General features: G+C 66.0%; 15 protein-coding genes. 6 read left to right on the top strand and 9 right to left on the bottom strand.

Annotated features, from left to right (window positions below):
* Nucleotides 1-76: 76 nt before the first annotated feature.
* The 4 genes from cbiE to N5A93_RS13505 all read right to left on the bottom strand — a co-directional run bounded on the left by cbiE (nucleotide 77) and on the right by N5A93_RS13505 (nucleotide 3,549).
* A complete protein-coding gene (gene cbiE / locus N5A93_RS13520; protein WP_268955632.1) occupies nucleotides 77-1,279 on the bottom strand; it encodes a precorrin-6y C5,15-methyltransferase (decarboxylating) subunit CbiE in 1,203 nt (400 codons plus the stop codon).
* Nucleotides 1,280-1,348: 69 nt separating this feature from the next.
* Nucleotides 1,349-1,987 (bottom strand): precorrin-8X methylmutase, encoded by a 639-nt coding sequence (locus N5A93_RS13515; protein ID WP_268955631.1) that lies wholly within the window; start codon nucleotides 1,985-1,987, stop codon nucleotides 1,349-1,351.
* A 72-nt stretch (nucleotides 1,988-2,059) separates the two neighbouring features.
* A complete protein-coding gene (locus N5A93_RS13510; protein ID WP_268955630.1) occupies nucleotides 2,060-3,316 on the bottom strand; it encodes a sirohydrochlorin chelatase in 1,257 nt (418 codons plus the stop codon).
* 2 nt (nucleotides 3,317-3,318) lie between these two features.
* On the bottom strand, nucleotides 3,319-3,549 hold the full coding sequence (locus N5A93_RS13505) for a DUF6732 family protein (protein ID WP_268955629.1): 231 nt from the start codon (nucleotides 3,547-3,549) through the stop codon (nucleotides 3,319-3,321).
* A gap of 300 nt (nucleotides 3,550-3,849) precedes the next feature.
* On the opposite strand from N5A93_RS13505, the gene N5A93_RS13500 reads away from it, so the two are divergent.
* Entirely contained in the window at nucleotides 3,850-4,824 is a 975-nt protein-coding gene (locus tag N5A93_RS13500) for a glutathione S-transferase family protein (protein WP_268955628.1), read from the top strand.
* A 51-nt stretch (nucleotides 4,825-4,875) separates the two neighbouring features.
* Here the strand turns inward: N5A93_RS13500 and N5A93_RS13495 are convergent, their stop codons facing one another.
* The 4 genes from N5A93_RS13495 to N5A93_RS13480 form a co-directional block, all read right to left on the bottom strand.
* Nucleotides 4,876-5,841 (bottom strand): homocysteine S-methyltransferase family protein, encoded by a 966-nt coding sequence (locus N5A93_RS13495; RefSeq protein ID WP_268955627.1) that lies wholly within the window; start codon nucleotides 5,839-5,841, stop codon nucleotides 4,876-4,878.
* Between the two features lie 248 nt (nucleotides 5,842-6,089).
* Entirely contained in the window at nucleotides 6,090-6,980 is an 891-nt protein-coding gene (locus tag N5A93_RS13490) for a dihydrodipicolinate synthase family protein (protein WP_268955626.1), read from the bottom strand.
* A 54-nt stretch (nucleotides 6,981-7,034) separates the two neighbouring features.
* Nucleotides 7,035-7,349: an HPF/RaiA family ribosome-associated protein gene (locus tag N5A93_RS13485; protein ID WP_268955625.1), complete on the bottom strand. Its 315-nt coding sequence runs from the start codon at nucleotides 7,347-7,349 to the stop codon at nucleotides 7,035-7,037.
* Nucleotides 7,350-7,508: 159 nt separating this feature from the next.
* The gene (locus tag N5A93_RS13480; RefSeq protein ID WP_268955624.1) at nucleotides 7,509-7,916 is read right to left on the bottom strand and encodes a (R)-mandelonitrile lyase; all 408 of its coding nucleotides are present in this window, start codon (nucleotides 7,914-7,916) and stop codon (nucleotides 7,509-7,511) included.
* Nucleotides 7,917-8,232: 316 nt separating this feature from the next.
* Here N5A93_RS13480 and rpmB point away from each other — a divergent pair, with 316 nt between their 5' ends.
* The 3 genes from rpmB to N5A93_RS13465 all read left to right on the top strand — a co-directional run bounded on the left by rpmB (nucleotide 8,233) and on the right by N5A93_RS13465 (nucleotide 9,465).
* Nucleotides 8,233-8,523 (top strand): 50S ribosomal protein L28, encoded by a 291-nt coding sequence (gene rpmB, locus N5A93_RS13475; RefSeq protein WP_085817784.1) that lies wholly within the window; start codon nucleotides 8,233-8,235, stop codon nucleotides 8,521-8,523.
* Nucleotides 8,524-8,629: 106 nt separating this feature from the next.
* Nucleotides 8,630-8,980 carry a hypothetical protein gene (locus N5A93_RS13470; protein WP_268955623.1) on the top strand — a complete coding sequence of 117 codons (351 nt, stop codon included), beginning with the start codon at nucleotides 8,630-8,632 and terminating at the stop codon, nucleotides 8,978-8,980.
* A 47-nt stretch (nucleotides 8,981-9,027) separates the two neighbouring features.
* Entirely contained in the window at nucleotides 9,028-9,465 is a 438-nt protein-coding gene (locus tag N5A93_RS13465) for a copper chaperone PCu(A)C (protein ID WP_268955622.1), read from the top strand.
* 53 nt (nucleotides 9,466-9,518) lie between these two features.
* On the opposite strand, the gene N5A93_RS13460 is transcribed toward N5A93_RS13465, so the two are convergent.
* Nucleotides 9,519-10,211 carry an NAD-dependent deacylase gene (locus N5A93_RS13460; protein WP_268955621.1) on the bottom strand — a complete coding sequence of 231 codons (693 nt, stop codon included), beginning with the start codon at nucleotides 10,209-10,211 and terminating at the stop codon, nucleotides 9,519-9,521.
* Between the two features lie 43 nt (nucleotides 10,212-10,254).
* Between N5A93_RS13460 and N5A93_RS13455 the strand changes: the two genes are divergently transcribed.
* Nucleotides 10,255-10,698, top strand: coding sequence for a low molecular weight protein-tyrosine-phosphatase (locus N5A93_RS13455; protein WP_268955620.1), 444 nt, complete (start codon nucleotides 10,255-10,257; stop codon nucleotides 10,696-10,698).
* A gap of 142 nt (nucleotides 10,699-10,840) precedes the next feature.
* Complete coding sequence (gene hisD / locus N5A93_RS13450) at nucleotides 10,841-12,148, top strand: histidinol dehydrogenase (RefSeq protein ID WP_268955619.1); 1,308 nt, start codon at nucleotides 10,841-10,843, stop codon at nucleotides 12,146-12,148.
* Nucleotides 12,149-12,181: the final 33 nt, after the last annotated feature.

Below are 12,181 nucleotides of genomic sequence, written 5' to 3'. Positions count from 1 at the left end.
CTTTTCCCAGGCTTCATCTTGCATGAAATACTCCCGCCGGAGGCATCCGCCACCGGCCCCTTGCGCTGCCACCCGCTCATCGCTTCACCAGGCTCCACTGGGTGACCGGCATCAGCGGCCGCCAGCCCGTCAATGTGCCCACCGGCTCGGCGCGGTTGACCATGAGCTTCACCAGCTGCCCGCCCTTTTCCTTGTAAAGCGCCAGAAGCAAGGCCTCGCTTTCCAGCGTGACCGCATTGCAGACCAAGCGCCCCAGCGGGCGCAGCGCGCCCCAGGCGGCCTCGAATGTCTCGCGGCTGAGCCCGCCGCCGATAAAGACGGCATCGGGCGGCGCCAGTCCCGCCAGCGCCCCGGGCACCCGCCCGTCGATCAGCTCAAGCTTGGGCACGCCCAGCGCCAGCGCATTGGCGGCGGCCATGGCGCGCCGCTCGGCGCGCGGCTCGATGCCAATCGCACGCGCATAGCGCGCGCCGCGCATCCACTCCACCGCCACCGAACCGCAGCCGGTGCCGATATCCCACAAGAGCGCCCCGCGCATCGGCATGAGCTTGGCCAGCGTGGCGGCGCGCACCTCCTGCTTGGTCATGGTGCCGTCATGCTGGAACAGCGTATCCGGCAAGCCCGGCACACGCGGCAGCAAGGCCGCATCCGGCGCCGCCACGCATTCCACCGCCAGCGTATTGAAATCCGGCACCGCGTGGTCCCAGCTTTCGGCCAGCCCGTCGAACCGCGCCTCGCCCGCGCCGCCCATATTGGCCAGCACGGTCATCTTCGCGCGCCCGAAACCGCGCGCGGTCAGGAACTCAGCGATCCGCCCCGGCGTGTCGGCCCCCGTGGTCAGGATCAACAGCCGCGCATCGGGCTGGATGAAGGCGATCATCTGCTCGACCGGGCGGCCATGCACGGTCAGCGTCTCGACATCGGCCAATGACCAGCCCATCCGCGCCGCCGCCAGCTGAAAGGCCGACAATTGCGGGTGATAGATGATCTCGGCGGGGTCGATCGCCCGGCCGATCCTGGCGCCCACCGAAAACCACAGCGGATCGCCCGTCGCCAGCACGACGACGCGCCGCCCGCGCAACGACCTGAGCTGGTCGATCAGCGCATCGAAAGGCGACGGCCAGGCGATGCGCTCGGCATTCACGCTGCCCGCAAGGGCGTGATGGCGCTCGCCGCCGATGATGATCTCGGCCGCCTCGACGACCGCGCGGGTGGCGGGCAAAAGCCCCTCCATGCCGTCCTCGCCGATTCCGACCACATGCAACCACGGCTCAGCCATCGCTCGCCCCTCCCTTGCGCGAGGGTCTCGCAGAGGGCGCGCCGCCCTTTGCGACCGCTTGCGCCGCGCTCATGATATGTCCTCCGCAAGACCCGCCGCCAGCGCATTGAGCGCGGCGCTGGCCATGGCCGACCCCCCGCGCCGCCCGCGCAGGGTCACGAAATCGCAGCCCCGCGGATTGGCCGCCAGTTCCGCCTTGCTTTCGGCCGCACCCACGAACCCCACCGGGAACCCCAGGATCAGCGCCGGTTTCGGCGCGCCCTGATCCAGGAGTTCCAGAAGGTGGAAAAGTGCCGTCGGTGCGTTGCCGATCACCACCACCGCGCCCTCAAGGTGATCCGCCCAGAGCTCCACCGCCGCCGCCGAACGGGTATTGCCGATCCCGGCGGCGATCCCCTTCACGCGCGGATCGTTGAGCGTGACGATCACCTCGTTGTCTCGCGGCAGGTGACGGCGAATGATGCCCGCGCCCACCATTTCGCAGTCGCACAGCACCTTCGCCCCCGCCGCCAGCGCCTCGCGCCCCGCCGCATCGGCCAGGGGCGAGAAATCAAGCCGGTCGGCCACCTCGATCATGCCGCAGGCATGGATCACGCGGATCGCCAGCGCCTCCATACCGGGAGAAAAGCGGTCCAGCCGCGCTTCGCGGCGCACGGTGGCGAAGCTCTGGGCATAGATCGCCGAAGGGGTCTTTTCATAGGGACGCAATGATCGGCCTTTGCTCTGATTGGCGCCGCCGGAAGCCTCCGGCGGGAGTATTTTGGGCAAGATGAAGCCCGGTCAGTCCCGCGCCTTGCGCGCACTTTGCGGCCCCAAAGGGTGATCCGCATGGGGATACTGCGCATGGTGGTGGTGATCGTGATCGTGGTGGTGGTCGTCGTGATCGCCCTCGTGGTGGTGGTGGTGATGGTGGTGATCCTGCATCTCGAGCCGGCAGAGACCCGTGCAGAAATGATCGCACAGCGCGCAATCCGCCACGTTCGAGCCCGGCGCGCTGGCGCCCTGGCCCTCGACATGGTGGTGATGGCTTTCCTGCACCGCGCCCACCTCGGCCTCGAAGCCCGGCACGGCAGTGCGATATTTGCACATCACGCAGGTGGGCGGGGGCACGTCGCTGAAGGCGGGATGGCCCGCGCCGCGCGCGGCGGCGAAGGCGGCGCGCTGTTCGGGCGTGATCTTGCGCGGGGGCTCGCCGCCGACCGCCAGGATCTGGGTGCGGTACTGGCAGGTGGCGCAATTTGGCGGCGGGTTGGCGCCGGCCTGTTCGCGCACCCGTTCGGCGAAGGTTTCCAGGACCTTGGGGTGATCCCCGAGATACCCCGCCTTGACGAAGGTGATATCGGGATGGGCCGCGGCCACCTGATCGGTGAAGCCGTAGATGCGGTCGATCAGGATTCCCGAGAAGAGGAAATAGGGAAACACCACCACCCGGCGATAGCCGAGCTTCGCCACATGCTGAAGGCAGGGCTCGACCAGCGGGAAGGTGACGCCCGAATAGCCGGTCTCGCACCAGCCAAAGCCGATTCCTTCCTGCAGGAGGCGGGCGATCTTGGCGACATTGCTGTTGGCGTCCGGGTCCGAGGCACCGCGCCCGATCACCACAAGGCAGGTGTCATGCAGCGCCACCTCGCCCGATTCGGCATTGGCCCGCGCCACGGCCTCGCGGATCCGCGCGGATGCGGCGGCGACCATCTTGGGATCGACCCCCAGCTCGCGCCCATAGCGGATGTCGATCCCGTGCTGGGCGCCGTAGCTGTTGAGCACCGTCGGGATGTCGTTCTTTGAATGCATCGCCGCGAACAGCATCCCCGGCACGGCCAGGATCCGGCTGCATCCCGCGTCGCGCAGGCGGTCGAGACCGTCGCGGATCACCGGGTTCGCGAATTCGAGATAGCCGTATTCGACCTCCCATTCGGGAGGCAGATGGGCGGGCAGCTTGTCGGCGAGCGTGGCGAATTCATCCACCGCCGACTGGCTGCGCGAGCCATGCCCGCAGATCATTACCCCGGTCTTTTCCGCGCCCGCGTCCTTGTCCATGCTCATGCCTCCAGCGGTTCGTCTTCGCCGGCGCCGTCCTGCGCCTCGCCCGCGTCGCTTGCGGCGGCATCCTTGCGCCCGCGCAGACCGGCCCAGAGCCCGATGGCGATGGCCGCGCCGATCGCCGCCGCCCCCAGCCAGTGACCATGGCCCGCCACTTCGCTCAGATGGCCGGGATGGGCCAGCGCGGGCGTGCCCGCCATGAGGGCCGCAGCCCGGATCAGGTTTCGCATGGGTCTCTCCCCTTTTCCTTCGCATTCGCCCGTCGCGCACCGGAAAAAGGGGATGGCGGCGCGACAAGAGCGCCGATTTCCCGACGATCGCGACCGCGCGAATGCCCCCGGGTTGGGTCGGCCGCGCCCGCACATCTTTCCGGCCCGCCTGACGGGCATCGTCCCTTCCGTCTATAAGACGCCGCGCTCCGGCACGCAAACAGGGAAATGCGTTGTGCGGCGATGCACGGGAGATGCGCGGCCATATGGCTTCACGCCCGCCTGCCCGCCGCCTATCTCGACCGGGAAAGGAGGGCCTTCATGGGACAACTGGTCAAGGGCGAATGGCACGACGAATGGTATGACACCGACTCGACAGGTGGCAAATTCGTGCGCGACACGTCGAAATTCCGCAACTGGATCACCGCCGACGGCAGCCCCGGCCCCTCGGGCGCGGGCGGATTTGCGGCGCAATCCGGGCGCTATCACCTCTATGTCTCGCTGGCCTGCCCCTGGGCGCATCGCACGCTGATCATGCGCCGGTTGAAGGGCCTTGCGGATCACATCGGCGTTTCCGTCGTGCACCCCGACATGCTGAGCGAAGGCTGGGAATTGCGCAGTGATTTCCCCGGCGCGACGGGCGACGATCTTTACGGCCTGCCATTCCTGCGCGACCTCTACACCAAGGCCGATCCAAAGGTCTCGGGGCGCGTTACCGTGCCGGTGCTTTGGGACAAGCAGCGCGAAACCATCGTGTCGAACGAATCGGCCGAGATCATCCGCATGTTCAATTCGGCCTTCGACGCGATCACCGGCAACACGGATGACCATTACCCCGAGGACCGGCGCGACGAGATCGACGCGATCAATGCCGAGGTCTATTCAAACGTCAACAACGGCGTCTACAAGGCTGGTTTCGCCACCAGCCAAGAGGCCTATGACGACGCGGTCACCCCTCTGTTCGAGACGCTCGGCAAGATCGAACAGCGCCTCGCGTCCAGCCGCTACCTCGCGGGCGCTCAGGTGAGCGAGGCCGACTGGCGGCTCTTCACCACGCTGATCCGCTTTGACAAGGTCTATCACACCCATTTCAAATGCAACCGCGCGCGGATCGTGGATTATCCCAATGTCTGGGGCTACCTGCGCGAACTCTACCAATGGCCCGGCGTGGCCGAAACGGTGGATTTCGACCATATCACCCGGCATTATTACTACAGCCACGACATGATCAATCCGCATCGGATCGTGCCCGTCGGCCCGGTGCTGGACCTGGACGCGCCGCATGGGCGCGGCTGATCCGTCGCGCAGGGGGGCAAGGGCTCGCCTTTAGCGGCGGGTCCGGCGGCCTCAGGCCATTCGGGCCTCGCCCCGCGCCTCGCGCACATGGCGGGCAATGGGCTCGAAATGCTTGTCCCACGTGCCGCAGCAGCCGCCCCAGATGTCCACATCCGGCAGGCGCGCCGCCAGGTCGCCCAACATCTCGCCCAGCTCTTCGGGATCGCCTTCCTCGATGTGACCGAGCTTGCACAGAGACACCTTGTCCATCTTCGCCGCGTTCGGCCTCAGCGCGCGCAGGCGCGTGCTCCAGGCCCCGTCCTCCAGCGCCGGCTCGAACTCAACCGGATGCGAGCAGTTGATGCCGTAGGAATCGGGCCTCGCCGCGCCGGCCCCCCGGTCGGTCGCCTCGACCGCCTCGCGCAGGCTCGGCCCGGATTTCAGACGATGGGTGCTGTCCAGCGTGAAACACATGTTCACCGGCAGCCCCTGCCTGGCGGCGGCGCGGCTGATACCCACCGCTTCGGGAATGTTGTTGATCGTCGCCGCCCAGACCAGATCGACGCCGCATTCCTTCAGCGTCTCCAACTGGGTCATGTGATAGGCCTCGGCCTCTTGAGCGCTGATGTCACGGTTCAGCGAATACGCATCGCCGCGCGGGCCGACGCAGCCCGCGATCGCGATCTTCGGCAACTGGCCGTCATAGGGCGTCGCCACATCGCGCAGAAAATCGATACATTTATACTGCATCTCGCGCAGCCCTTCGCGCGAATAACCCAGCTTCTCGCCCCAGTCAGGGCTGGCGCGGTAATCAAAACCCGCGATCAGCGCGGCAAAGCCCTGCTCGGCCGCCACATCCAGATACCGGCGATACATATCCCTCAGGTCCGCCACCGCCGCCGGTTTGTCCATCAGCTCGAACATCGCGAATTCTCTCAGATCATGGCCGTGACGATACATGATCTCGGTCTCGGTGCCCCCTTCGGTCAGGTAAAGCACCCCTTCCTCGCGGGGAAAAGCAACGGCTTCATGTTCCATGTCTCCCTCTCTTGGTTGTCGGAATGATATCTGCCCCCAAAGCGTCACCCCTGCATCCGGTACAGGCGGGACTCATAGCCCAAGGCGGCGGCTCTGCCCTGATACAATCCATCCGCGATGCCCGCCCTCCCGGTGCGGCACCCATCGCGAACACGCTTAAACAGCATCATCATACCATTTTCAGCCACTCGCGCGCCATGATTGCAACTGGGCGGCGATCACGCCGACCCCGGACACATCCGCCGCGGCTAAAGCGCGCCCACGCGCTTCAGCACATCGCGCAGCGTGTCCACCGCCTCTGACGTCAGCGCGGCCTGCGGCGGGGCGGGATCGCCGCAATCAAAGCCCTGCAATTTCAGCCCCGCCTTGATCGCCCCGGCAAGGTTGAAGCGCGCGAAAACCTGGTTCACCGCCCAAAGCTCGCGTTGCAGCGCCATCGCGCCGGTCCAGTCGCCCGCCTCGCACAGATCGAACAGGCGCACGCTCTGGCGCGGAATCAGGCAGGACGGCCCCGCCAGCCAGCCGCGCCCGCCGATCAGCATGACAGCGGCGGTGATATGCGACGAGGCCGCAAAGATGCCAAGCCGCCCCTGCGTCATGTTCATGATCGTCATCAGCCGCCCGGTATTGGTGGACGCATCCTTGAGGAAAACGATACGCGGGTGATGCGACAGCCGCTCAATCACCTGAAGCGACAGGTCCACGCGCTGGAAATTCGGATTGGTATAAAGCGTCACCGGCACATCGGTCGCATCGGCGATCGCGGTGAAATAATCGACGACGCTCTGATCGCTCAGCGGGAAATAGGCCTCCAGAACGGCCAGAATGCCATCCGCGCCCAACTCGGCCCAGCGTTTCGCCTGGCGGACCGCCTCGAGCGTCGTGGTGGCGGCGACGCCCGCGATCACCGGCACCCGGCCCTTCGCGGCCTCGACCGTGGCGGCGACAACGCGCTCCTTGGCCGCGAAATCCAGATAGGCGAATTCACCGGTCGATCCCAGCGGCGTCAGCCCGTGGACCCCTTCGGCGATCAGGTGATGGACCAGCCGTTTCAACGCCGCCTCATCGACTGCGCCCGCGCGCGTCAGCGGGGTCGGCAGATAGGGCACGACGCCCCGCAGATCGCTTACTTGCGTCATTCGCCCGCCCTTCCCCTCTGCCGCACCCTTTTCCAGGCGCGCGGCGGTGTCGTTTCAGCGCCGCGACAGCTTGCCGAACTCGCTTTCCAGCAGGGCGCGGATCTTCTTGCCGCCGCCGCGCAGGGCGGCGGGGATATCGGCATCGGCATGGGACACGGTCTGCGGCTGCAACCCTTCGGGGCGCGCCTCGATGGTGCAATGGATATCATCCGCGCCGCCTTTCGCGCCATTGGCATCGACCAGATGCACCTCGACCCGCGACAGGCGGTCGCTCAGATGGCCCAGCGCCGAAGTGACAATCTCCTCCGCCGAGGCCGCCAGTTCCTCGTTGCCCTCAATGCTGGAATCCGTGTTGAACTGAAATTGCATGATCTTGATCCTTGTCTTTCATTCGCCTGTCCGGGGTGAATGCCCCCCTCGCAATATATCTGCGCATCCCTTGCCGTCGGTTCAAGCGCGCCCGCTCTTCTGACGCGCCCGCCGTTCTCTGTTCTTGCCCAAAAGACAGCACGCGGGCTTGCCAGCCGGTTAATCGGGCGCGCGCCGGTAGTCGGCATCGCTCACCTGCTCCAGCCAGTCCGCCACCTGACCATCGGCGTCCGCCTCCTGAATGGCAAGGTGGCACATCATCGTGTCGGGGGTGGCGCCGTGCCAATGCTCCTCGCCGGGCGGGATCCAGACGGTGTCTCCCGGCCGGATCACTTGCGGGGCCGCATCGCGCAGCCCCACCAGCCCGATGCCCGAAAGGACATGCAGCGTCTGACCCAGCGGATGGGTATGCCACGCGGTGCGTGCGCCCGGCTCGAAGCTGACGCGCAGCGCGCGCACCCGCGCCGGGGCGGGGGCCTCCACGACGGGCGTCTGCCAGACGCGCCCCGTGAACCAGTCGGGCTTCGCCAGCCTGTCGGGTGTCGTCCCGGCTGTGATGATCTCCATGTCGCTCTCTCCACCTGTCGCCTGACCGGCAGCCTAGCCCCCTCCCGCGGCGCCCACAACCGCCCCGATCAGCGCGCGGTTCGCCGGTTTTGTACAGACCCCGCGGCGGGCCGCGTGATTCCGGTACAAAACCGATGTACAAAACGGACGTTTCGTACCAACCTGCACGGGCGCGAATTCGCCCCGCGAATCCCTTGACGCCCCGCGACTTTGGACGTAAAGACCCAGCGATGAATTCGGGGCGCTGCCACTGGCGGTGCCCATTTGCATTGAGCAGGGGCGCGTTGCCCCCTTGACCCAAGACGAGGATGAACCCATGTCGCGCCGCTGCGAACTGACCGGAAAAGGCCCCATGTCTGGCAACCACTCCAGCCACGCCAACAACAAAACCAAGCGCCGCTACCTGCCCAACCTGCAGGACGTGTCGCTTCAGTCCGAAACCCTGGGCCGCCCGATCAAGATGCGGATCAGCGCAGCGGCTCTGCGCAGCGTCGATCACCGTGGCGGGCTGGATCTCTTCCTGGCCAAGGCGAAGGATGATGAACTTTCCGCCAACGCATTGAAAGTCAAAAAGGAAATCGCTAAGGCACAGGCCGCCAGCGCCTGAGTCCAGCGATCTTCCGAACCGGATTGACAGCCCTGCCCTTGTGGCGGGGCTGTTTCGTTTTGTCGCTTCCCCTTCCGTGCGCAGAGCGCGTATATGATGGCTGAAAATGACGGGACTTCGCGCATATCTGGGCATCGCCCTCGCCTTGGTCATGGTCCTCGCGGGCCAGGCCCTCGCCGTGGCGCGCACCGCCCCCGACGCGGCCGGTCAGATCGAGATCTGCACAGGCTCGGGGCCTGTCATGGTGATGGTCGACGCCAACGGCGAGCCCACCGGCGCGACCCATATCTGCCCCGAATGCGCGCTTGCGCTGTTTCAGGCGATCATCTCCTCCGATGGCCCTGTCCTGCCACGCAGGGTCAGCTGGTTTTTAGCGCAAGCTACTGAATTTGAACAACATATATTGACCGTGTCGGCATTGGCGCCCCGTGCGCGCGCACCCCCCGTTGCGACCTGATCAACCGTTTCAAACCAACCTCACCCATTCTCATCAGGACGAAACCCATGTCTTTCAAAACCACCATCGCGGCCGCTTTCGCTGCCACCGCCCTCGCCTTTCCCGCCTTTGCGCAGGACATCACCGTCAATGATCCCTATGCCCGCAGTTCGGCCATGATGGCCACCTCGGGCGCAGCTTTCATGACGATCACCAACAACAGCGGCACCGATGACCGCCTGATCGCCGCCGCCTCGCCGGTATCGGCAAAGGTGGAACTGCATACCCACAAAGAGGACGAGAACGGCGTGATGCGCATGATTCATGTCGAAGAAGGCATGCCGATCGCCGCCGGTGAAACCCTCATGCTGGAGCGCGGCGGCAATCACGTCATGTTCATGGGGATTGAAACGCCCTTCGAGCAAGGCGCGGCCATTCCCCTCACCCTGACCTTCGAAAGCGCGGGCGAGATCGCGGTCGAGGTCCCGGTCGATCTTGAACGCTGACCCTACACAGCAACAGACAGGCCGGGCATTACGCCCGGCCTCTTTTTTTTATATCAACGGCTTAGAAGCTCATCCACCCATTCGGGCACCAGTTCCGAGGCGGGTCCGCGGCGGCTCTCGGCAAAGTCGCGCGCATTGACCGAATCCGCAAGATTCAACTCCAGAGTGTGCACGCCCGCGCGCCCGGCATGCTGCGCGAAAGCCGCCGCCGGATAGACCTGCCCCGACGTGCCGATGGCGACAAAAAGATCCGCGGTCTCGACCAGCTCCCAGATCCGTTCCATGTGATAAGGGATCTCACCGAACCAGACGATATCAGGCCGCGCAGCAGGCGCGCCGCAGTCCGGGCATTGATCGCCCGGCGCCATCTCATGCGGCGCGGGCCAGCGATGATCGCAAGCCCCGCAAAGTGCACCGTCCAGGCTGCCATGCATATGCAAGACATTGGAACTGCCTGCTTTTTCGTGAAGGCCATCGACATTCTGCGTGACGATCCACAGCGCGCCGCCAAACACTGCCTGAAGCCTTGTCAGCGCCTCATGCGCGGGGTTGGGCGTGGCCTGCGCAGCCTGCACGCGCCGGGCATTGTAGAAGCGATGCACAAGACCCGGATCGCGCGCGAAACCCTCCGGCGTCGCCACATCCTCGATGGCGTGCTGCGCCCATAGCCCGCCCTCGTCGCGGAATGTCCCAAGACCGCTTTCGGCAGAGATGCCCGCACCGGTCAGAACTACGATCTTTTCCATGTCACCTCCTTACCCTAACACTTCTTGCCCAAAGGAGCCCCGCATGACCACCCGTATCCTGTTCGTTTGCCTTGGAAATATCTGCCGCTCGCCCGCGGCCGAAGGAGTCCTGCGCTCCCTCACGCCCGACCTTGCGCTCACAATCGACAGCGCGGGCACCGGCGGCTGGCATCTGGGCGAACCACCCTACGGGCCAATGCAGGAAGCCGCGCGGCGACGCGGGCATGACCTCTCGTCGCTGCGCGCCCGACAGTTCCACGCGGGCGATTTCGACGACTTCGACCTGATCGTCGCGATGGATCGGGACAATCTGCAACTCATCGAGTCTCTGCGCCCTGCCGGAGTCGGGACACCCGTGCGGCTGTTGACCGATTTTGCCCCCGAAAGCGGCATGAGTCATGTGCCCGACCCCTACTATACCCGCGATTTCGACGGTGTTCTGGAACTGATCGAACAGGCGGCGCGCGGACTCAGGGCGACACTCTGAAGATCACGCCGGGGGGAAGGCGGGCTTTTCGGGTTTGCCGAAACCCTGTTTCGGCGCGCGCAAAAAGCGGCGCGGCCCTGCGGGAAACGCCTTGCCCGCAAACGGGATTCACCTGCATTCATGCGACCAAGGAGATTTCGCCATGTCCCTCGAATTCATCAAATCCGCACCCGGCCAACCGCCCGAAGCCATCGCCGATGTCGCCGATACGGTTCAGATCATGCTGGCGCGGCTCAGGGCCGGCGGGGCGCAGGTGGCGCTGGAATATGCGCGCAGCCTCGATGGCTGGAGCGGCGATATCACCGTAACACCCGAACGGATCGCACAGGCCGTCGCAGAGGTCCCCCAGGACCTGAAGGACGACATCAACTGGGCGCACGAGAACATCAGCCGCTTTGCCGCCGCGCAGCGCGCGACCGCGCAGGACATGGAGGTCGAACTGCGCCCCGGCCTGATCGCCGGTCAGCGGCAGATCCCGCTTTCGGCAGCGGGCTGCTATGTGCCGGGCGGACGCTATACGCATATCGCATCGGCGCTCATGTCCGTCGCCACCGCGCGCGAAGCGGGCGTGCCCGACATCACCGCCTGTTCACCGCCCAACGGCGCAGCGGGCATTCCCGCAGCGATGCTCTATGCGATGCAGGTGGCGGGGGCCTCGCGCATCCTGTGCATTGGTGGGGTGCAGGGCGTGGCGGCGATGGCATTCGGCCTGTTCGGCGCACCGCCCGCGGATATCCTGGTGGGACCCGGCAACGCCTATGTCGCCGAGGCCAAGCGGCAGCTTTTCGGTCCCATCGGCATCGACATGTTCGCCGGCCCCACCGACAGCCTGATCCTGGCCGACGAAACCGCCGACCCCGCGACCGTGGCCATCGACCTTGTCGGGCAGGCCGAGCATGGCGCAACCAGCCCTGTCTGGCTGGCCACCACGCACAGGCCGCTGGCCGAGGCGGTGATTGCGCGGATACCTTCGGTCATCGCGGCCCTTCCCGAACCCAACCGCAGCGTGGCCGAGACCGCATGGCATGATCTGGGCGAAGTGGTTCTTTGCCCCGACCGCGAGGCGATGGCCGAATACGCCGATCGGAAGGCGCCTGAGCACCTGCATGTGCAGGCCGGCGATCTGCCCTGGTGGCGCGCGCGCCTCCGGGCCTATGGCTCGCTTTTCCTTGGCGAGGAAACCACCGTGGCATTCGGCGACAAGGCGGCCGGCCCGAATCACGTGCTGCCAACCTCGGGCGCGGCGCGCTATACTGGGGGACTGAGCGTGCACAAGTTCCTCAAGACCGTAACCTGGCAGCAGGTGGATCCCCGCGCCCTGCCCGATCTTGCACGCATCAGCGCCCGCATCAGCCGCGAAGAGCGCATGGAAGGCCATGCGCGTTCGGCCGACATTCGGCTGGACAAGCTGGCGGCAGGCGCCAATATGCCCGCGCGCGCCGGGGGCTGAACCCGCGCCGCGATGGGCAAAAGGGGAGAGCGC

The sequence above is a fragment of the Roseovarius salincola genome, from assembly GCF_026891095.1.
Classification (GTDB): domain Bacteria; phylum Pseudomonadota; class Alphaproteobacteria; order Rhodobacterales; family Rhodobacteraceae; genus Roseovarius; species Roseovarius salincola.
Note: the sequence above shows the minus strand (reverse complement) of the source record. Positions and strands in the feature narration are given on the sequence as shown.

Coding starts and splice junctions, on each gene's coding strand:
- cbiE (WP_268955632.1), bottom strand. CDS start 1,279: ATGGCTGAGCCGTGGTTGCATGTGGTCGGAATCGGCGAGGACGGCATG.
- N5A93_RS13510 (WP_268955630.1), bottom strand. CDS start 3,316: ATGGACAAGGACGCGGGCGCGGAAAAGACCGGGGTAATGATCTGCGGG.
- N5A93_RS13505 (WP_268955629.1), bottom strand. CDS start 3,549: ATGCGAAACCTGATCCGGGCTGCGGCCCTCATGGCGGGCACGCCCGCG.
- N5A93_RS13500 (WP_268955628.1), top strand. CDS start 3,850: ATGGGACAACTGGTCAAGGGCGAATGGCACGACGAATGGTATGACACC.
- N5A93_RS13495 (WP_268955627.1), bottom strand. CDS start 5,841: ATGGAACATGAAGCCGTTGCTTTTCCCCGCGAGGAAGGGGTGCTTTAC.
- N5A93_RS13490 (WP_268955626.1), bottom strand. CDS start 6,980: ATGACGCAAGTAAGCGATCTGCGGGGCGTCGTGCCCTATCTGCCGACC.
- N5A93_RS13485 (WP_268955625.1), bottom strand. CDS start 7,349: ATGCAATTTCAGTTCAACACGGATTCCAGCATTGAGGGCAACGAGGAA.
- N5A93_RS13480 (WP_268955624.1), bottom strand. CDS start 7,916: ATGGAGATCATCACAGCCGGGACGACACCCGACAGGCTGGCGAAGCCC.
- rpmB (WP_085817784.1), top strand. CDS start 8,233: ATGTCGCGCCGCTGCGAACTGACCGGAAAAGGCCCCATGTCTGGCAAC.
- N5A93_RS13470 (WP_268955623.1), top strand. CDS start 8,630: ATGACGGGACTTCGCGCATATCTGGGCATCGCCCTCGCCTTGGTCATG.
- N5A93_RS13465 (WP_268955622.1), top strand. CDS start 9,028: ATGTCTTTCAAAACCACCATCGCGGCCGCTTTCGCTGCCACCGCCCTC.
- N5A93_RS13460 (WP_268955621.1), bottom strand. CDS start 10,211: ATGGAAAAGATCGTAGTTCTGACCGGTGCGGGCATCTCTGCCGAAAGC.
- N5A93_RS13455 (WP_268955620.1), top strand. CDS start 10,255: ATGACCACCCGTATCCTGTTCGTTTGCCTTGGAAATATCTGCCGCTCG.
- hisD (WP_268955619.1), top strand. CDS start 10,841: ATGTCCCTCGAATTCATCAAATCCGCACCCGGCCAACCGCCCGAAGCC.